The sequence below is a fragment of the Dielma fastidiosa genome (genome assembly GCF_000313565.1).
Lineage (GTDB): Bacteria > Bacillota_I > Bacilli_A > Erysipelotrichales > Erysipelotrichaceae > Dielma > Dielma fastidiosa.
The window spans coordinates 68,656-88,391 of record NZ_HE578925.1; the positions used below are offsets into that span (position 1 = coordinate 68,656).

The window sequence follows — 19,736 nt, forward strand, 5'->3', positions numbered from 1 at the left end:
CTGGAGGATTCGCACTAAAAATTAACGAATAATAGTGAAATATAGGTGGTTGATAACTAAAAATAAAGAGTATGAATGTGATTTAATGATAATTTTGTTGGATTATTGGTAAAATAATTATTTTTTATATATTATTTTGCTGTCGAGAGTCACATGGCTCTCGTGGATTGAAATAAGCAGCGCAGAAGATACGCCTTGATTTTTTGCGGTCGAGAGTCACATGGCTCTCGTGGATTGAAATTTATTTATTTGAAGCAGAGGTTACAACCAAAAAGGTCGAGAGTCACATGGCTCTCGTGGATTGAAATCATTTTGTATATTGGTGTTGTCATGAAAACACAGTCGAGAGTCACATGGCTCTCGTGGATTGAAATCTAACATACAGACAACGATCCATGACAATCGCTGCGTCGAGAGTCACATGGCTCTCGTGGATTGAAATTTAAGCGTATTAGCGCCGTATGCGTTCCCCCGGCGTCGAGAGTCACATGGCTCTCGTGGATTGAAATACCATTTACCTTAACATTCATGCCCTCATAATCTGTCGAGAGTCACATGGCTCTCGTGGATTGAAATTAAACTTATCAAATGGCAGTCTTATAATTGAAAGTCGAGAGTCACATGGCTCTCGTGGATTGAAATCTTTATTATGAATAAGATGCAGTCACCTGGAGGTGTCGAGAGTCACATGGCTCTCGTGGATTGAAATTTGACACATCAGATGCCCATTGATGCCCTTACAGTCGAGAGTCACATGGCTCTTGTGGATTGAAATTTCTGATTATGAAGATGTGAGTGCGTAATTGATTGTCGAGAGTCACAGGACTCTCGTGAATTCAAATTAAATACCAGTGGACATATAATAGTCAAAGGCTGGTCGAGAGTCGTAAGACTCTTTTTAATATAATTGTCATATTTTATATGGAATCTAATCATGTTAAAATGATTTCAGGAGGGAAGTATATGAACAATAATGAAATCAATGCAGCATGGTTTATTTATAAATACCATTGCAATCCAGAATCAATCAAAGTGGTTATGATAAATGAGGTTGTCCCTGAGGATGAAAACGATGATTTTTATGTACCTAATTCATCCTATTCTCAGTCAATCATTGGATTGTTCAGCAATGCTGGAATGTTGTGTGATATGCAGGAGCTGCTTGAAAAGGGAATCTATGTATGTAATGCTGTTAAAACACCTAAAGAGCAATCTGTTATACCTATACTTCAAATAAAAGATTCATTGGATGAGCTGGAAGCTGAACTTGCCCTTTTTGATAATTTAAAGGTTATCATGCTGATGGGAGATGTTGCACGCAAAGCTTTTAATAAGATTGCAAAAAAACAGACAGGGAAAAATGTCATACCTTCAGGGTCAACATACAAGCTGCGTCATAATGAATATTATTATCATGATATCAGGGTGATGCTCTCTTATATTTGTACAGGCGGTAATTTATTGATTGAGAAAAGCAAGGTAACTATGATTAGTGAAGATATACAGCTTATGTTGAGTATCATTGGTGATTGTCATGAGTGAAAAAGCTAAAATGATTCATGGTGAGCCTTACAATCCTATTGATCCAATGCTTGTTCTTGAGCGTGACCGTGCCAGCCGTATCTGTGCGCGTTATAATAGAAAAACATATCATGAATACGACATGCGTAATCGATTAATGCGAAAATTAATCAATACCAATGGGAATTTCTGGGTTAAACCGCCCTTTCACTGTGACTATGGGTATAATATTACGCTAGGACAAGATGTAATGATCAATTATGGCTGTGTATTTCTTGATGTTTGTCCGATCGTAATTAAAGACAAAACTTTAATTGGGCCAAACGTCCAGATTTATACGGCTTGTCATGCGACCGATCCAAAACAGCGCTTAGCAGGAGTTGAGTTTGGGAAATCTGTGACTATTGGTTCTAATGTTTGGATTGGCGGCGGCAGCGTCATTTGCCCGGGTGTAGAAATTGGCGATAATACAGTAATCGGGGCAGGAAGTGTCGTAGTGAAAAGTATCCCTGCGAATGTAATGGCCTGCGGTAATCCTTGCGTAGTAAAAAAATCATTAAGTAATGACTAACATAAGAATGGTTGTAAATTATTAAGATAATATTGAGAAGTGCGGGTGATTAGGATCATCGGCATTTTTTATAAGCAATTGTGGTTGGTAAGCGGTGTTTACAAGCATTGTTGTTGACAAAGTTAAATGTATCTGATAAAGTTACAGTATAAAGTGTAACAGGTTAAGTTACAGATAGGTAGAAATGCCTATGGAAAGGGTTAAACTATGAAAAATTATACTGATGTTATCATTGGCTTTGGCAAGGGCGGAAAAACGCTGGCGGGAAAATTGGTAGCTTCAGGCCATCAGGTCGCATTGATAGAAGCATCTAAGAGGATGTATGGCGGCACTTGTATCAATGTAGCCTGTATTCCTTCTAAATTTTTAGAGAATAATGCCCGTCTTTCAATGGCAAAAGGCGGCAGCTTTGAAGAAAAAGCAGCTTTCTACAAACAGGTTATCGCCGAAAAGAAACAGCTTATTGCGGCGCTTCGTGAAAAGAATTATCAGAAAATTGCCGGCAGTGTAGATGTGATTGACGGCCATGCATCATTTATTGACAGCCATACAATTCAAGTTGAAAGCAGTGAAGGAACGGAAGAAATCAAAGCCGATCGTTTCTATATTAATACTGGCGCGCGCCCGTTTGTACCGCCGATTAAAGGGCTGAAAGAAAGCCGTTATGCTTATTTGAGTGAAACCATGATGGATAATGATCGGCTGCCAAAAGAATTAGTAATTATAGGCGGTGGTTATATCGGGGTTGAGTTTGCTTCTTATTATGCTAATTTTGGTTCTTCAGTAACTGTACTTTTAGATGGCAAAGACTTTTTGCCAAGGGAAGATCAAGAGGTTGTCGCATTAGTTGAACAATCATTTGAAAAACGGGGTATAAAGCTGCTTCGTGAAGCAAAGGCTGAAGAAATTATAGATGAAGAGCAGCATGCTTTGGTTAAAGTAAATGTCAAAGGTGAAGAAATTGTTTTATCTGCTGATGCTATTTTAACCGCGACTGGCCGCCGGCCTAATGTTGAAGGATTAAGGCTTGAAAATGCCGGTGTTGAATTGACGGAAAGAAAAGCTGTAAAGGTTGATCAGACATTAAAAACAACCGCTGAAAATATTTGGGCAATGGGAGATGTTACCGGCGGTCTGCAATTTACTTATATCTCACTCGATGATTCGCGGATTGTGGCTTCTCAGCTGATGGGTGATCATCAGCGTACAACCGAAAACCGCGGCAATATACCAACCAGCATTTTTATCGATCCGCCATTCTCAAGAGTGGGACTGAGCGAAAAAGAGGCATTGGCCGCTGGTTATAAAATTAAGGCTGCCCGTATGCAGGCAATGGCAATTCCTAAAGCTAAAGTGCTGAAAAAAACGGACGGTATGCTGAAAATGATTATTAACGCTGAAACAGATCAGATTTTAGGCGCTCATTTCTTCTGTGCTGAATCACATGAATTAATCAATCTAGTCAAGCTTGCGATGGATTCAGGTTTACCTTATCAGACACTTCGTGATAATATATATACACATCCGACAATGAGTGAGGGACTGAATGACTTATTGTCCAATGTGCAATAATTAAAAGGAGTGAATTGCATGACAGGTGAATTAAATGTAGCCGTTCACGCACTGGTCTATCTTTATCACAAGGATACACTGCTGCCAAGTGATGGTTTGGCAGCCAATGTTTGTACTAATCCTGCACGTATCAGAAAAATCATGGCTAAAATGAAAAAAGCTGGTTTTGTTGATACCAAAGAAGGGATCAGCGGCGGTTATTTTCTGATTCGCAGCGGTGAAGAAATCACAATTAGGGATGTCTGTGAAGCACTGTCTGACAGAATTGTCAAATCGGCATGGTCAAGCGGTGATCCTTCAATGGAATGTCAGGTAGCATCTGGCATGGCTAAGGTTATGGATAATATCTATAATCAGCTGAATGAGCACTGCCTGAACATGCTTGCAGAAATTACGATTAAGGATATCAATGATCAATTATTTAATTAGCAGATAATAAGCAGAGTAATATGAAGCCGGCACTTGTTCCGGCTTTCTTTTTCTTCGTTTCAATGCTAGAATAAGAAGGGTTTAAAAGTGAGGTACTTATGAGAGAAAAAGCGAAAGCTCAGGCGGGAATGCTTTATGATGCTAATTTTGACGAAGAATTGTTAAAAGAGCGGGCGGCGGCAAAGGAATTGCTGTATGAAATTAATCATCTGCGTCCAAGCCAGCACTCAGATAAGGATCGCCTGTATAAAAAGCTGATTGGAAAGCTTGGTGAACGTTTCTTAATTGAATCACCCTTTCATTGTGATTATGGCTATAATATCGAAATTGGTGATGATTTTTATGCAAATGTCAATCTTGTCATTCTTGATGGTGCCAAAGTTAAAATCGGCAATCATGTGTTTATTGCACCGAATGTCGGCTTATACACAGCCGGTCACCCGCTGAATATAGCAAAGCGCAATGCAGGCCTTGAATATGCCTATCCCATTACGATTGGCAATAATGTCTGGATTGGCGCGGGTGTCAGCGTATTGCCTAATGTTGTCATCGGTGATAATTGTGTAATCGGCGCCGGCAGTGTAGTGACCCATAGTATCCCGCCAAATTCATTGGCAGTGGGAAATCCATGCCGGGTGATTCGTACATTAAATGAGGAGGAAAGCGAATGAAAGCAGCAGTTACAACGGAAAATCAGGAAGTATTTCAGCATTTTGGAAAATGCCAGACGTTTACTTTGGCAGTTATTGAAAACAATCAGATTCTATCAAAAAGTATGCTTGATGCACAGGGCAATGGTCATTCAGCATTAGTTGGTTTATTACAGGCACAAGGCGTAGATACATTAGTCTGCGGCGGCATCGGTCAGGGAGCCGTTGATGCTTTATCGGCGGCCGGTATTCAAGTGATCCGCGGCTGTCAGGGCAGAGTATCAATGATTCTAGAACTGTTGGCCCAAGGTTTATTAAAAGATAATCCTTCACAGGTTTGTGATCATCATGATCATGATTGTAAAGAACATACTTGTTAGGAAGTTACAATAAATATTAAATGGAGAGGTAGATTTATGAGTGTAAAGAAAGTATGTTTAATTAATGATATTGCCGGTTATGGCCGTGTTGCATCAACAGCGATGATACCCGTTTTATGCTCACAAAACATTATGAGCAGCATCCTGCCAACCGCTTTAGTCAGCAATGTGCTTGATTATGGTAAATTTCATATTGAAGATTTAAAAGAAGTGATGGCTAAAACCATTGATGTATGGAATCAGCTGGATTTTCATTTTGACGCAATTGCGACCGGTTTTGTAAATTCTGACGGGGAATTTGAGCTGATTGAGAATTATTTGCGTCAGCAGCAAAATACATTGATTTTAGTTGATCCTACGGTGGGTGATGACGGTCATCTCTATCCCGGGCTTGATCCGCATATCGTTGACCGCATGCGCTCTCTGATTGCCTGTGGTCATGTAATTACACCTAATATGACGGAAGCGGCTTTATTGTTAGGTGAGGATTTAAGGGACATTGATGAATCAAAAATCGATCAATGGGTAGAGCGCCTAAGGGAAATGGGGGCTGAATCAGTCGTGATTACCAGTGTGTTTTTGAAGGATGATCCAAGGGGTTATATGTTTGGGTATGATCATGATACACAAAAGCCTTTCAAATTAACATTTACACCTATTGATGCACGTTTCCCCGGCACTGGCGATGTTTTTGCCGCCGTGCTTTTAAGTAAACTGCTCAGCGGGCATTCATTGAAGGAGGCATGTCAGATTGCTTCAGATTTCATTTATGACTGCATCAATGACAGCATGCTGGCAGACTATGATCATATCGAGGGCATGCTGGTAGAAAAAAATCTCTATCGCATCATGGAGCTTGATCATGTCAAGGGCTAAGATTCGTTTAACGCTGATTAAAAAACTGGGTAATGGTCAATGCCATTATAATCATCAGGTTGGTGACTGTTTTGATTTCGATACGGATCGGGGCAAGCTTTGTCCAATGGCAATGCATGTTGCCTTTCCTTATGTAGATATTTTACGGTATGGCGGTCAAATTCCCGGGAATCCGCATAACGAATGTGTATTTTCATGTCCGGATGTCGATATTCTGAATGTTTTTAAAATCGAAAAGATTGATGAATAAGGTTCACCATTGCTGGGTATCTTAAGGGTGGAGGAAATGAACCTATGAAACAAAAATCTTTAATTTTTATACTCAGCAGTATGCTTGTTTTCACATTAAGCGGCTGTTCATGGTTTGATCGTAAAGATTCTTCAGCTAATAACAATAATACGACCAACAATGCATCCGAAAATGACGCTTCTAAGAATGATGCGAATAAGAATAACGCGTCAAATAATGATGCCGATAAGACAGCAAAAACGATTCAGGATATGATGAACAGCTTTGAATCATCTGGTGTCACTTTCGGTAATGTCACACCGATTGACAACATGGATTTTGCTGCTCATGAAGGCAGAATGTTTGATGTTAATGGTGAGCGTGTTTACATTTACCGCATGAACCTTGAAGATGCTCAGATGAATGAGCTGATGCAGAAAGCAATGGCCGATAAACGGGTGACCGTAAACCGCAACGGGGTAGATGAAGAATACAATGCCTTAGTAAATAATGACTATTTATTGGTCTATGGCAGCAATGCTTCAATCGCACCGCTGGATGAGTTATTTACGCAGTATCGTTAAAGTAAACCGAGAAATCGGTTTATTTTTCTTTGTGAATGTGCTATATTATTAAAACAATCTGAGGTGATTTTTATGATAGGGAATTTTATTCTGAAGCACTGTGCAAAGGGTGCGGAAGTAAAGAGCAATGAGGTTAGAACTAAGGTCGGCAATTTAAGCAGCATCATCGGTATTGGTATCAATTTGGTGCTTTGTACAAGCAAAATAGCCATCGGTACACTTTTTGGCAGTGTTTCAATCAGTGCTGACGGCATTAACAATCTATCCGATGCCGGCAATTCAATTATTTCACTTGTCAGCTTCAAGCTGAGTTCACGCCCAGCGGATAAGGAGCATCCGTTTGGTCATGCACGTTATGAATATATTGCGGCGATGATTGTCGCTATGTCGATTTTAATTTTAGGAGTAGAAATGATCAGAAGCTCAATCGATAAAATCATCAATCCCGAACCTGTTAATTTTTCGTGGCTGGCGGTTGGTGTTCTGATTTTTTCCATCCTAGCGAAAGGCTGGATGTATTTCTTTAATTCCGGTGTCGGTAAGGCAATAGAATCAACCGTGATGCAGGCAACAGCGGCTGACTCGCTTTCAGATTCTGTGGCTACTACGGTAGTTTTAATATCATTGTTTATCTCTACCTTTTTTCATATTCAGCTCGATGGTTTTATGGGGATCATCGTGGCCTGTTTTATTATGTTTACAGCCTTTAATATATTAAGAGAAACCTTGGATAATCTTTTAGGAACAGTGCCTGAATTAGCCTTTGTCCAGCATATTGAAAATAAAGTGAAAGGCTATCCGGGAATTTTAGGTATCCATGATTTGATGATTCATAATTACGGTCCTAACCGCTGCTTCGCAAGTGTACATGCGGAAGTGGCCAGCAATGTAGACATATTAAAAAGCCACGATCTGATTGACAATATTGAACGTGACTTTCTGAACGAGGATAATATCCATTTAGTGATTCACTTAGATCCGATTGTTATTGACAATCCGCATATCAATGAACTGTATGATTTTATGAAGCAGGCAGTTTATGAAATTGATCCTGAGCTTCAGATTCATGATTTCAGAGCTGTCCTGGGTGACAGTCATAGCAATATGATCTTTGATTTAGTCATGCCATATAGCTGTAAGCTTTCTCAAAGTGAGATTCAGGAACAAATCAATGCCAAGCTGGCAGTGCGTCCTGAGAAATTATATACAGTCATTACCTTTGAACGGCCTTTTAATTAAAGCCGTTTTTATTTATACAATAGTTTTTCTTTCTTTTCATGCATTGTTCAGGGTTCGACAAAATTACTTAAGGGAAGATAATCTGAAGCGTTTTTAATCAGCAGCGGATATTCATGAATCAGGGTAAATTCATCCAGCTTTGTGTATGCGTCATAAAGGGAATAAAAAGTAGTGATGGACAAATTGGTTCTTACCAGCTGAATCGCTTTTAGAATATCCACTAGATTTTTATTAGCCGCTAGTGTCTTCAGATCCTCAATACCTAATTGATTTTGAAGATCCACATAGCTGTCAAGGTTTAGCTGAAATGCATTGTTCAGGGAATTCATCAGACATTTTGGTGATGCGGAGAAGTTGATTTTTCGCAATGGCATTGCTTCATTATTCATACAGGCAATGGGTATGCGGGTATTTTCATTCAAATGACGGACATGAATTGTATCTAATGAATCAGTATATTCTACAAGGTAAAAGGTATCTGTTTTAACATTAAATATTACGGCTTCATGTGTTGTCTTTGGCGTGTTTGGCTGCATCAGCAGCAGACAGACTATCAGTAATTTTTTCATTGGCGGCACCTCGCAGTTAGTTTAAACCATTGAGCCATGTTTATGCAGCTTCATGTTTTTTTAAGTAAAATTAATAAAACATGATATAATAAATAAGGGTTTGACACATCATTACACTTTTAAAGTGTTACTATAAGGAGAATTGTATGCGTGATTTTGATCTGCGGGCGTTGCAGCTGAAAGAGCTGGAATGCCTGAAGGAAATTGATCGGCTGTGCCGTAAGCATAAGATTGAGTATTTTCTTTCATGGGGCAGCGCCATCGGCGCCATCCGTCACAAAGGATTCATTCCATGGGATGATGATATTGATGTATCGATGAAAATGGATGATTACCTGCGTTTTAAAGAAGTATGCGCGCAAGAATTAGATGCGAAATATTTCTATCAGGATTGGGAAAGCGATCCTTATTATTATTCAAGCTGGGCTAAAATAAGAATCAATGATACAACCTCTGTAATGGCTGATATGGTAGATTATCCAACCCATAATGGAATTTGTATCGATATTTTTCCATTGCTGCCATATCCATATGCCAAGCTGGATAAGAGAGATGCATGGCTGGCTAAGCTGGTAACTTTCTTTTCATCTAAGCGGTTGAATGAGTATCATTTGGGTAAGTATTTTTATGAAAATGATAAGCTGAAATATTTCCCGAGTGCTTTTTGTGATTTTGTAAGAGATCATGCTTATGCGAAATTAATTCATTCACATAAGCATGAGGAATGTAACTATTATTTATGCAATGGCTGTCATATTTATGATGTCAGCTTTCCTAAGGCAATCTATGAGGAAAGTATTGAAGTTCCTTTTGAGGATGCCATGTTTATGATCAATAAGGAATATGATGCTTGTCTGCGCAGCTATTATGGTGATTATATGCAGCTGCCGCCAATGGAACAGCGCGGTGGTCATGGCAATATCCTTGTTGATTTAGAAAGGGATTATAAAACATACCGGAGTGAAAGGAGCAGCCATGCGAACGAAAAGAGCGCTTTATAACTTTCTGACTGATTTCTTTCCGCTGATTTTAATTACCTTGATTGGCTTGCTGAAGCTGAAACTGATCAATGTTAATTTAGGCGAAGAATTATCAGGAATGAATACCCTTTATGTAAATATTATGACCTATCTTTCAATTATGGATGGCGGTCTGGCCTCGGCTTTGATCTTTAGGCTTTATAAACCCATTGCCGATAGTGATACGGATAAAATCAGCGCCCTTGTAAGCGGCGGTAAACGTATATTTAATTTGATTGGTGCGGCGATGCTGGTCATTGGCATCGTTGTTTCTTTCTTCGTATTCTTTTTCTTTAAGCGGGAAGCTGGATCAACGATTACCTATGGCTATATGCAGACTACTTTTCTGATTTATTTAATCAGCTCAGTGATTCCATATTTGGTGGTTGTCAATAAATCGTTATTTGAGGCAGGCCAGCGAAAATATGTCACAAATATGGTCTTGCAGAGCTTTATGATTTTTAAGAGTATCGTGGAAATAATTCTGCTGATGAATGGCTATGGTTTGATTGAAATGTATTTACTATTAGCTTTCTGTAATATTGCTTCTTCAATCATTATCTATTTTTTAAGTAAAAGAGCTTATCCTGAGATTAATTTCAAAGCAGAAAATAAAGATTATGAAATGCTGGGCGATGTAAAGAATCTGCTGATCCATAAGATTGGTACGATGGTTGCTTATAATATTGATTCGATGATTATCGGTGTTGTGTTAGGGATGGCGGTGGTGCCGTTTTATACCGCTTATCAATATATTACCGATAATCTAATGACGATGATTGGTAAGATTACATACAGTGTGACGGCGGGTGTCGGTGATTTGCTGGCACGGGATAAAAAACGGGCATTTGAAGTATTTAATGAATTAAATAATCTGTCTTTCTTTATTGCAAGCATTGTTTGTGTACCGCTTGTATTAGTAATTAATCAGTTTATTGACGTCTGGCAGCCAGGCTTATTTAATACGAATTGGGCCATGGCAATCTGTTTTGTGCTGCAGCTGTTTTATTATGTAATTCGTATGCCGCTGACAACCTATACGAACGCGGCGGGTCTGTTTAAGGAAACCCGTTTGTGTCCGATTATTGAGTGCGCGGTCAATCTTACTTTATCTTTAACATTGATTAATATTATCGGCTTGCCGGGTGTATTGATTGCGACTTTTATCGCTTATCTGGTATCTGATTATTTTATCAAGCCAAGAATCATTTATCATCAAGTATTTGATGAAAAAGTTATGCCATACTATGGTAAGAATCTGTTATTTATCGCATTAATTATTATTCTGTCTCTGGGCTTTGTGAATGTACTGCCTTTCTTTGATTTCAGCGGTTATCTGAGCTGGTTTGTCAGTTCATGTATTCTGTTTATACTGAATTTTGTGATTGTTTTTGCGGTCTATAAAATCAGCGGACAAGCAAACTTTATGAATCGTGTATTCGATATGATTAAAAGAAGGGTGGGTAAGGCATGAAGCTGAGTATCTTAATTACGGCTTATAATGCGGAGTCTACCTTAAAGCGCTGTATTGACTCACTGATTCCTTCATTAAATGAAGAGATTGAGATTATTGTGGTGGATGACGGCAGTCAGGATAAGACAGCGCAGATTCTGTTGGAGTATGAGCAGATTAAAGTCATACATCAGCAAAACGGCGGTGTTTCTAAAGCCCGCAATACAGCCTTGGATGCAGCTGCAGGTGAATATATCACCTATCTTGATTCTGATGATTTTGCGGTGGCAAAGGCTTATCCAAATCTGCTGCAGCAGGCGGTGGATACGAAGAGTGATATTCTTCTTTATGATGCTTATTTTGACTGGGGATCACATCAGGAATATTTTGACATGGGTCATCATTTTCCTGCCGGTTCCTTAACGCCGGCCCAATATGTGCTTTGTGATCCATGTCCATGGAATAAACTGATGAAGCGTTCATTATTTACAGATCATCAACTGCATTTTGCAGAGGGGATGATTTATGAGGATTATGCGCTGATTCCGCAGCTGGCAAACTGGGCTGAAACGATTACCTATGTTAAAAAGCCATATATTCATTATTGGCAGTCAGCATGTTCAATTATGCGCGGTGAAGGTTACCGTGAAAAAAGCAAAGATATTTTAAAGGCCTCAGAGTTATTGATTAATGGTCTTGAACTGCAGCGTTTTCATGATGAAGCAGAAGCGGTGGTTTATGAACATATGCTGCAAAACAGCAGCCGCTATTTTCTTGAACATGATCATTTAGAAGTGATCGATGAGATTGCTGACTTAATGAAGCAGTATTTTCCTCAGTGGCATAAGAATCCGTATATTGCTCAGCGTTCAAAAAAGGAACGGCTGATTGGTTGGTTATTTTATAAGCATCAGGCAAAACTGGTAAAGAAACTGGTAGCCTCAAAACAGAAAATTAGGAGTGAAGTGAATGATTAAGAAGCTGAATAATCTTAAATTTGAAAAATATCTAATGTTTGTGCTGATACTGCAGCCGCTGTTAGATATATACCGTACTTTTTTTCAGGACAGCATCAGTGTTGCCGGTTTCGCAATCGAAGAACTGATTAATATCGGTTTAATTGGCTTTGTTGCCCTTATGGCGCTGCTTCATTTGATTGAAGCTAAGGATAAAAAGCATCTGCTGATGTATGGCGCCTACTTTGCTGTACTGGCTGTTTATTTGGGTTTGCATGTCATAAATACCGGAAAATTTGATGTTTCCATAATTCCTGAATTAGCGAAGGATAAGAGCTGGCTGCGTGATGTTTATTACATTATGCGAGCCTATGTCATGCCAATCACATTGATGATTTCGATATTTACTTTAGGCATGGATAATAATTCATTTATGAATGCGATTAAGATGGTATCATTGATCATGTCAGCGGTGATTGTGATTACTAATGTTACCGGCATTTCCTTAGTCTCTTACAGCACTGAAAATGAACGCATATTAGGCGGTATCTTTTCGTGGGGTTCTCTGCATGCCGATTCAGAGTTTGAGCTATATTCATCCCGAGGCTTTTTCTATTCTGCCAATCAGATAAGCTCATTGATGTTTGCGATGATGCCGCTGATTGTTGCGGAATGTATCGCAAAGTTCAATTGGAAGAATTTTGGCTTAGTGATTCTGCAGTCATTGGCAATGCTGATGATCGGCACAAAAACAGCCGCCCAGGGGACATTGATCATCTTGGCTGTAATGATAGCGGGTACCTTGGTGCTGCATCTGCTGAAATTTGAAAAAATCAAGAATAAAAAGGTATTGCCCTTATTAGTTGTGGTACTGGTGGCTTCCTTTGGCTTATATACGAAATCACCATCTAAGCTAAGAATTGACTATATGAAATATCTCGATTTGAATCCGGATCGTGAGGAAAAAGAAGAATTACCGCCGATGAGTGACAATGAAATGGTTAATTACATCAATCATGAATATTGGTTCTATTATGTTAATGGTGAATATCTTGAACAATATCCGGTAGCGGATAATCTCGATTTCTGGGTAAAGGTCATCACTCGTGACCGTCGTCTGAACCGTGATAACCGTAATTTTAAAACTTTTATGATTAATGATATCATTGCTAAAAATGATAATCCAATGGATAAATATTTGGGTATCGGTTATACATCCGGCGTTCCTTATACAGAAAGAGATTATGTCTTTGAATATTACATTTTTGGCATCGGCGGTGTAGTGCTGCTGATACTGCCGTTTATCGGGGTTGTTCTGCTGGCCTTAATTCGAATTCTAAAAGACATGAAGCATCATGCGAATGGATTGAATCTGGCGCTTGGGGTGGCACTCTGTGCTTATTTTGTGACCGCTTATATTGCCGGTCATACCTTTGGCAAGCTGTTGAATATGATTTTTATGGCATATTATGGGGCCATGCTTTTATTGAATACAAAGCGGGAGGGATAGCATGAAACTATTGTTTCTCCAGAATGTTTATGATGCCATGGGCGGTTCTTTTATGGTTAACTGCTCACTGGCCAGAAAATTTCTTCATGAGGGTCATGAAGTCTTTTTCGTATCGTTACGTTCCAGCGGCCGCAGTGATTTGCTGCCATATCCCAACACGGCCAAAAAGCTTGTGATAAATGCGGATGAAATATGGGATACACCGCTGTTGAGCGATGCGCTGAAAATGTTTAAGGGAGGCCATTTATTGCGGGGGATGAGGCAGGTTAAAGACCGCCGTCATTTTGATCTTTCCCTAAAGCTGGACTTTGAAAAGTGTAAGCTGGAGATTGGCAAAATAGATCCTGATTTTATTATCTGTTCACATTATGAATGCTTAGAAGCGGTACCGACGGCTTATTTGAAAAAGACGATCAATCACTATCATACGACGTTTAATCAGGTCGAAGCGCACCGTACCCAGCTGCCGTTTTTTAAAAAGTACAATGATCGTGTCGGCCGTCTGCTTTGGCTGAGTGACGCGACTTGCAAGCGGGCTAAAGCGGCCGGTTTATCGAATTCTTCCTATATCTATAATCCGATTAATTTTGAATCATTAGAAGAAAGTACATGCATGAGCAATCATGCGTTGTTTATCGGACGCTTTTCATCAGAGAAGCGCGTAGATTTATTGGTCAAGCTGTTTGATGAAACGATCCGCGAATACAAGATTAATTACTGGGAGCTTGATTTAGTAGGCATGGGTGAATTAAGTGATGAAGTTAAAGAAGTCATGCAGCGCAATCCACATATTCATTATCTGGGACCTACCGCTGACCCTAAATCGGCATATCTGAATAGTTCATTGCTATTGCTGGCCTCGGAGTATGAAGGCTTTGCTTTGGTCGTGCTGGAAGCAAATGAATGCGGTGTGCCTTGTCTGGCCTTTGATTTTGGTGAAGCCGCGAAGGAAGAAATCATCCATGGTGAAACTGGATATTTAATTGTTCAAAATGATGTTGAGGCTTATAAAAAAGCCATGGCACAAATCATGATTGATGAAGCACTGCGTCTTAAACTGGGCAGTGCCAGTAAAGAATTTGCAAAGCAATTTCATATGTCAGCCATCTATCAGCAATGGCTTGAATTGTTTGATGAATTAAAGGAGAGCAACGGATGAAAAAGCTAAGTCTGGTGATACCGGTATATAATGTAGAAGCCTATCTGCGTGAGTGCTTAGATTCAGTGTTATCACAAAAGAACGTTGAGATGGAAGTAATATTAGTGAATGATGGCTCAACCGATGGCTCTAAGTTAATTCTGGAAGAATATGTCAGTAAATATCCTGAATTATTCATTCTCGTTGATAAACAAAATGGCGGATTGGGGGATGCCCGCAACTGCGGTGCTGCCAAGGCACAGGGTGAGTATCTTGCCTTTCTTGACAGTGACGATTTTTATGAGCCTGACGTACTGTCCAAATTAATTGAATTTGCGGACGTTCAGCAAGCGGATTTGGTTAATTTTGATTACTATGAATATTATAGTGAGGATCATAAAGAAAAACGTGGTGCGCTGCCTAAAGAATTTGACGCAATGACTTCTAAAACATACTTATTAGCTAATCCATGCGCTTGGAATAAGCTAATTAAACGTTCATGCTATGAAGCGAATCAGACAATGTTTCCAGCTAGAATCTGGTACGAAGATATTGCGACAACTCCCGCTTATGTTAAGGTTTGCAAGCATATTATCCATTATCCAAAACCATTAGTTAATTATCGCCAGCGTACTGATTCCATTACATCTAAAAGTACCTTTTCTGTCCGCACTTTGGAAATTATCCAGGCTATGCAGCGGACGATCGATGCTTTTCAAGACAGCGTCTATCTGACAGAAATTGAATATCTGTCAATCTATCAGCTCTGTTATATCGCATCCTATCGTTTTCTGGCATTTAATAAATATACTGAATTTAAAGAATGTTTAAACACCCTTAAAAGCAATTTTCCTAATTGGCAGCATAATGCCTATTATCAGGCGAAGCCATTTGCTTTCAGATTATATTGTGAAAGTCTGATGAAAGGGCATTTTACCTTTGCAAAGCTGTTGATTAAGCTGCGCGGATAGGAGGAGTTATGAAATTAAGTGTTATTGTACCGGTTTATAATACTGAACGATATTTAAGAAAATGTCTTGATTCAATTTTAGCACAGACATTTACCGATTATGAAATCATAATTGTGAATGATGCAAGTCCGGATCAATCACAGGTGATTATTGATGAATATATGCAGGTGCATTCTTGTATTACTTGTATTAAGAAACCCAACGGCGGTATATCAGATGCCCGCAATGCTGGGTTGAAGATTGCCGGCGGTGAATATATCAGTTTTATTGACAGTGATGATTATATCCGCGAAGATATGTTTGAAAAGATGATTAAAAAAGCTGAAAGTGAAGATTTTGATTTAGTATGCTGCGACATGGACTATATTTTTGAGAATGGCAAGACAAAAACAGTATCCAGTCATATTGAAAGCGATCTGCATGATTTTGAAGCAATCAAGGAAAGCATGACACGTATTTATCCCGCACCTTGGAATAAAATTTATCATCGCCGTTTGTTTGACCATGGCGTGCGTTTTACCAAGGGTGTCTGGTATGAGGATATGGAATTCATTTATCGGCTGTATCCTTATATAAAATCAATTGGAACCGTAAAGGAGCCTTTTAATCAATACGTTCAGCATCCAGGTGCTATTACTTATACTTATGATGAGCGGCTGTTTGATTACATCAAGAATTGGCAGCATATTCTTTCTGATTATGAAAAGCTTGGCTTGATGGCAAGCTATCATGATGAGTTGGAATTCAGCTGTGTCAGGTATTTGTATGCGACCTTCATTAAGCGGGCAGCCAATTATTCTGATAAGAAGCTATTTGATCAAGCTGTAGACAAAGCGATGGCAATGATCCATGAACGCTTTCCTGATTATAAGAAAAATAAATATTTTAAAGGTGCCGGTCTTAAAGGCCTGTATCTGCTGACATTTAATCGCTTGACTGCTAATCTGGTTTATTACAAGACAGTCAATAAATTGGGGTAAAGGTTATGAAACACAAAGTTTTATTTATTTCCAGCACCGGCGGTCATTTGAATGAATTGCTGCAGCTGAAGGCATTGTTTGATGATACGGATTTTCATTTGATTACTGAGAAAACAAAGAGCAATATGAAGCTAAAGGAACAGTATCCCGGCCGTGTAGATTATCTGGTCTATGGCAGCAAGGATCATTTATTAGCCTATTGTTTTAAATTTCCGTATAATATTTTGAAAAGCTTCTGCTTCTGGCTCAAGCTGCGTCCGGAATTCATTGTCAGCACCGGCGCTCATACAGCAGTGCCAATGTGCTATATCGGGAAGCTGTTTGGCAGTAAGATCATCTATCTTGAGACTTTTGCTAATATTAAGACTAAGTCATTATCTGGAAAATTAGTCTATCCCATTGCGGATCTGTTTTTAGTACAGTGGGAAAGCATGCTGGAATGCTATCCAAAGGCAGTGTATGTTGGAGGTGTTTATTGATGATTTTAGTAATACTTGGAACACAGGATAAACCCTTTACACGGCTTCTGCAAGCCTTGGATGAACAAAAAAAAAGCCATCTAATCAACGATGAATTAATTGTTCAGGCAGGCTGTACGAAGCTTGATACCGATTCGATGAAATTGTTTGATTTATTGCCGATCGACGAGTTTGACCGGCTGATCAATGAGGCTGATGTTGTGATTACACATGCCGGCGTCGGTTCCATTCTTTCCGCATTAAAAAAGGGAAAGAAGGTTATCGCATGTGCGAGACTGTCAAAATACGGTGAGCATACAAATGATCATCAGTTACAGATTCAGGAAGAGTTTGCCAGACAGGGATATCTGATCAGCTGCAATGATTTCAGTAAAATTCATGAAATTCTTGATAAACTTGATGAATTTACACCAAATCCATATATTTCAACGACAGAAAATGTAGTAAATGCGATAAGAGACTTTATTCAAAAGGATTAAGTGTGTTATAATAAGCAATGCAATTTGCATTGTTTTTTATTTTTTTAAAACTATTCACCTGATTTTCACAAGGGTTTGTTAAAATTCCATCAGGTATTATAAAGTTAGAGGGTGTTTTATGCGTTCGAAATGCTTATTCATATTTAATAAATTAACAGCTCTGATACAGTGGCTGCTGCCAATGCTTTTTATGTTTGTTGGCTTTTTCAGCACCGATATCATTTTGCGTTATTATACTTCGGATATCGGTTTTTATGATATTCGTCATTTAGCGCCAATGCTTTTTACTGTATGCTGGTGCTGCTTTTTAATTCTGCTGGTATATTCATTACCGCGCAAAATCGGCCGTATTGTATATTTTATAATAGCGGTGGTATTTACATTATATGGCTGTGCCCAATATATCTATTATCAATTATTCCAAAGCTTTATTTGGTTTAATGATTTGGCGATGGCAGGGGAAGGCAGCGATTATCTAAGCTTTGTGCTGGGCTTAATCGATAACCGGCTGCTTTCAATCTTACTGACAGGCTTAATCTGTATGGTGTTTGCGTTGATTTTCTTTCCTAAAAAGAAGAATACATTGTTTTCGCTGAGTGTTCATTCAATAATATTTGGTTTTGTGCTGATATTTTACAGTACAATTCCAGATATGATAGGAATCCAACAGACTGAAGCACGATGGGATTCATGGCGAGATCCTCGTAATGTTTATGATCAATTCTCAAATCAGGCGTGGATGATGCAAGTATCTGGTTTCTATGAATATATTAACCGTGATTTTTATATGACATATATTAAAACGAATTCGGTGGATCAGGCTGATTATGATTCAATCAATGAATATTTAGATGCAAAGCCGGAAATTGAATCGAATGATATGACCGGTGTCTTTAAGGATAAGAATGTTATTTTAGTGCTGATGGAGAGCATTGATGACTGGTTAATTTCTGATAAGTATACACCGACTATAGAATATATGATGGCTAATGGTCTGAACTTTACCGATCATTATGCGCCGATCTTTTCATCAGGGGCAACATTTAATTCTGAATTTGCGGCCAATACGGGTACTTACTCACCGAATGGCGGTAATGCGGCTTATTCGTTCAGTAAGAATACGTTCTCACAAAGCTTGCCTAATTTATTTAAGAATGCCGGTTATTCTGTGAAATCGTTCCATTATAATGTACCTGAATTTTATAATCGAGCGATCATGCATAAGAATTTTGGCTATGATGAATATGTATCTTTCACTGATTTATTGGGTGGTGATTATACTGCAGCATCGATTGATACTATTATTACTCAGAATGAGGAGATTTACAGCAAACTGACTGAGGGTGAGAAGTTCTTTGATTTTATTATTACTTATTCAGCCCATCTGCCTTACAGTACATATGCGGATATGTGTGCTTATCAGGTTGAAAATGAACCGGAGCTTTGGGATTATGATATGAATAATGAGACCAACTGTATCTATATGCAGGCAAAGATCACGGATAATTTCTTTAAGGAGCTGCTGGAAAGACTCAATGAAGACGGTTTGTTGGAAGATACGGTAATCATAGGGTATACCGATCATTATACTTATGGATACAGTGATACGGAGGCATTGCAGGCTTATACAGAAGCGGCCGGTTCGCCGCTAGTCGATAAGGTGCCGTTCTTTGTCTATAACTATGGCAGTGAAGAATTAGCTCAGGAAGTAACAAAGGCTAATTCAACGATTGATATTTTACCAACAGTTGCCAATTTGTTAGGTCTTGATTACGGCAATACCTATGTTGGTTATGATATCTTTGATGATCGTTACCGCGGCTACGCTTATTTTAAAGATTATTCATGGTATGACGGTCATACTTATTATAAAGATGGGGAAGTTGTATTTACTGATGACAGCGGTTTGACAAATATTGATGAAATGAATCGAATTGTTTCAGATAATATTAAATTTGGTGAAATGATTGTGACAGACGATTATTTTGCTTATCTGAAGAAGCATGGAAATGAGTAGATAATCTAATTAGACTATGACTTTAAAGAAATATAATTTCTGATAAGGTTGTAGTCTTTTTTTGAGCATAAAAGAAAAAGCATCTTTAAGCGCAGGTTTGACCTTGCAGCTAAA

21 protein-coding genes and 1 CRISPR repeat array are annotated in these 19,736 nt (G+C 38.8%); of the genes, 20 read left to right on the forward strand and 1 reads right to left on the reverse strand.

Annotation, left to right across the window (positions count from 1 at the left end):
• Positions 1-141: 141 nt before the first annotated feature.
• Positions 142-842: direct repeats of the CRISPR family, unit length 33 nt; unit sequence GTCGAGAGTCACATGGCTCTCGTGGATTGAAAT.
• Between the two features lie 121 nt (positions 843-963).
• The 10 genes from DAHG_RS06035 to DAHG_RS06080 all read left to right on the forward strand — a co-directional run bounded on the left by DAHG_RS06035 (position 964) and on the right by DAHG_RS06080 (position 8,051).
• Positions 964-1,542, forward strand: coding sequence for a uracil-DNA glycosylase family protein (locus DAHG_RS06035; RefSeq protein ID WP_022937443.1), 579 nt, complete (start codon positions 964-966; stop codon positions 1,540-1,542).
• Complete coding sequence (locus DAHG_RS06040) at positions 1,535-2,092, forward strand: sugar O-acetyltransferase (RefSeq protein ID WP_022937444.1); 558 nt, start codon at positions 1,535-1,537, stop codon at positions 2,090-2,092. Before DAHG_RS06035 ends, DAHG_RS06040 begins: the two co-directional genes overlap by 8 nt.
• A gap of 207 nt (positions 2,093-2,299) precedes the next feature.
• Positions 2,300-3,664, forward strand: coding sequence for an FAD-dependent oxidoreductase (locus DAHG_RS06045; RefSeq protein ID WP_022937445.1), 1,365 nt, complete (start codon positions 2,300-2,302; stop codon positions 3,662-3,664).
• 18 nt (positions 3,665-3,682) lie between these two features.
• The gene (locus DAHG_RS06050) at positions 3,683-4,093 is read left to right on the forward strand and encodes an RrF2 family transcriptional regulator (protein WP_022937446.1); all 411 of its coding nucleotides are present in this window, start codon (positions 3,683-3,685) and stop codon (positions 4,091-4,093) included.
• A 98-nt stretch (positions 4,094-4,191) separates the two neighbouring features.
• Positions 4,192-4,764 (forward strand): sugar O-acetyltransferase, encoded by a 573-nt coding sequence (locus DAHG_RS06055; protein WP_022937447.1) that lies wholly within the window; start codon positions 4,192-4,194, stop codon positions 4,762-4,764.
• Positions 4,761-5,123 carry a NifB/NifX family molybdenum-iron cluster-binding protein gene (locus tag DAHG_RS06060; protein WP_022937448.1) on the forward strand — a complete coding sequence of 121 codons (363 nt, stop codon included), beginning with the start codon at positions 4,761-4,763 and terminating at the stop codon, positions 5,121-5,123. Before DAHG_RS06055 ends, DAHG_RS06060 begins: the two co-directional genes overlap by 4 nt.
• A 36-nt stretch (positions 5,124-5,159) precedes the next feature.
• Positions 5,160-5,999: a pyridoxamine kinase gene (locus tag DAHG_RS06065; RefSeq protein ID WP_022937449.1), complete on the forward strand. Its 840-nt coding sequence runs from the start codon at positions 5,160-5,162 to the stop codon at positions 5,997-5,999.
• Complete coding sequence (locus DAHG_RS06070) at positions 5,986-6,249, forward strand: TIGR04076 family protein (protein ID WP_022937450.1); 264 nt, start codon at positions 5,986-5,988, stop codon at positions 6,247-6,249. The genes DAHG_RS06065 and DAHG_RS06070 overlap by 14 nt, the downstream gene beginning before the upstream one ends.
• 44 nt (positions 6,250-6,293) lie before the next feature.
• Positions 6,294-6,812: a hypothetical protein gene (locus DAHG_RS06075; RefSeq protein WP_022937451.1), complete on the forward strand. Its 519-nt coding sequence runs from the start codon at positions 6,294-6,296 to the stop codon at positions 6,810-6,812.
• 72 nt (positions 6,813-6,884) lie between these two features.
• A complete protein-coding gene (locus DAHG_RS06080; protein ID WP_022937452.1) occupies positions 6,885-8,051 on the forward strand; it encodes a cation diffusion facilitator family transporter in 1,167 nt (388 codons plus the stop codon).
• Between the two features lie 47 nt (positions 8,052-8,098).
• Here the strand turns inward: DAHG_RS06080 and DAHG_RS06085 are convergent, their stop codons facing one another.
• Positions 8,099-8,620, reverse strand: coding sequence for a hypothetical protein (locus tag DAHG_RS06085; protein WP_022937453.1), 522 nt, complete (start codon positions 8,618-8,620; stop codon positions 8,099-8,101).
• Between the two features lie 146 nt (positions 8,621-8,766).
• On the opposite strand from DAHG_RS06085, the gene DAHG_RS06090 reads away from it, so the two are divergent.
• The 10 genes from DAHG_RS06090 to DAHG_RS06135 all read left to right on the forward strand — a co-directional run bounded on the left by DAHG_RS06090 (position 8,767) and on the right by DAHG_RS06135 (position 19,622).
• On the forward strand, positions 8,767-9,621 hold the full coding sequence (locus tag DAHG_RS06090) for a LicD family protein (RefSeq protein ID WP_022937454.1): 855 nt from the start codon (positions 8,767-8,769) through the stop codon (positions 9,619-9,621).
• Positions 9,596-11,113: a lipopolysaccharide biosynthesis protein gene (locus DAHG_RS06095; RefSeq protein WP_022937455.1), complete on the forward strand. Its 1,518-nt coding sequence runs from the start codon at positions 9,596-9,598 to the stop codon at positions 11,111-11,113. The genes DAHG_RS06090 and DAHG_RS06095 overlap by 26 nt, the downstream gene beginning before the upstream one ends.
• Positions 11,110-12,069: a glycosyltransferase family 2 protein gene (locus DAHG_RS06100; protein WP_022937456.1), complete on the forward strand. Its 960-nt coding sequence runs from the start codon at positions 11,110-11,112 to the stop codon at positions 12,067-12,069. Before DAHG_RS06095 ends, DAHG_RS06100 begins: the two co-directional genes overlap by 4 nt.
• Positions 12,062-13,558, forward strand: a complete 1,497-nt coding sequence (locus tag DAHG_RS06105; RefSeq protein WP_022937457.1) for an O-antigen ligase family protein — start codon at positions 12,062-12,064, stop codon at positions 13,556-13,558. The genes DAHG_RS06100 and DAHG_RS06105 overlap by 8 nt, the downstream gene beginning before the upstream one ends.
• A 1-nt stretch (position 13,559) precedes the next feature.
• Positions 13,560-14,717 (forward strand): glycosyltransferase, encoded by a 1,158-nt coding sequence (locus tag DAHG_RS06110; protein WP_022937458.1) that lies wholly within the window; start codon positions 13,560-13,562, stop codon positions 14,715-14,717.
• Positions 14,714-15,667, forward strand: coding sequence for a glycosyltransferase family 2 protein (locus tag DAHG_RS20480; protein WP_022937459.1), 954 nt, complete (start codon positions 14,714-14,716; stop codon positions 15,665-15,667). Before DAHG_RS06110 ends, DAHG_RS20480 begins: the two co-directional genes overlap by 4 nt.
• A gap of 8 nt (positions 15,668-15,675) precedes the next feature.
• On the forward strand, positions 15,676-16,647 hold the full coding sequence (locus tag DAHG_RS18940) for a glycosyltransferase family 2 protein (RefSeq protein WP_022937460.1): 972 nt from the start codon (positions 15,676-15,678) through the stop codon (positions 16,645-16,647).
• A 5-nt stretch (positions 16,648-16,652) separates the two neighbouring features.
• The gene (gene pssD, locus DAHG_RS06125; RefSeq protein WP_022937461.1) at positions 16,653-17,126 is read left to right on the forward strand and encodes a PssD/Cps14F family polysaccharide biosynthesis glycosyltransferase; all 474 of its coding nucleotides are present in this window, start codon (positions 16,653-16,655) and stop codon (positions 17,124-17,126) included.
• A complete protein-coding gene (gene pssE, locus DAHG_RS06130; RefSeq protein ID WP_022937462.1) occupies positions 17,126-17,605 on the forward strand; it encodes a PssE/Cps14G family polysaccharide biosynthesis glycosyltransferase in 480 nt (159 codons plus the stop codon). The genes pssD and pssE overlap by 1 nt, the downstream gene beginning before the upstream one ends.
• 118 nt (positions 17,606-17,723) lie before the next feature.
• Positions 17,724-19,622 carry an LTA synthase family protein gene (locus tag DAHG_RS06135; RefSeq protein WP_022937463.1) on the forward strand — a complete coding sequence of 633 codons (1,899 nt, stop codon included), beginning with the start codon at positions 17,724-17,726 and terminating at the stop codon, positions 19,620-19,622.
• The last annotated feature ends 114 nt before the right edge of the window (positions 19,623-19,736 follow it).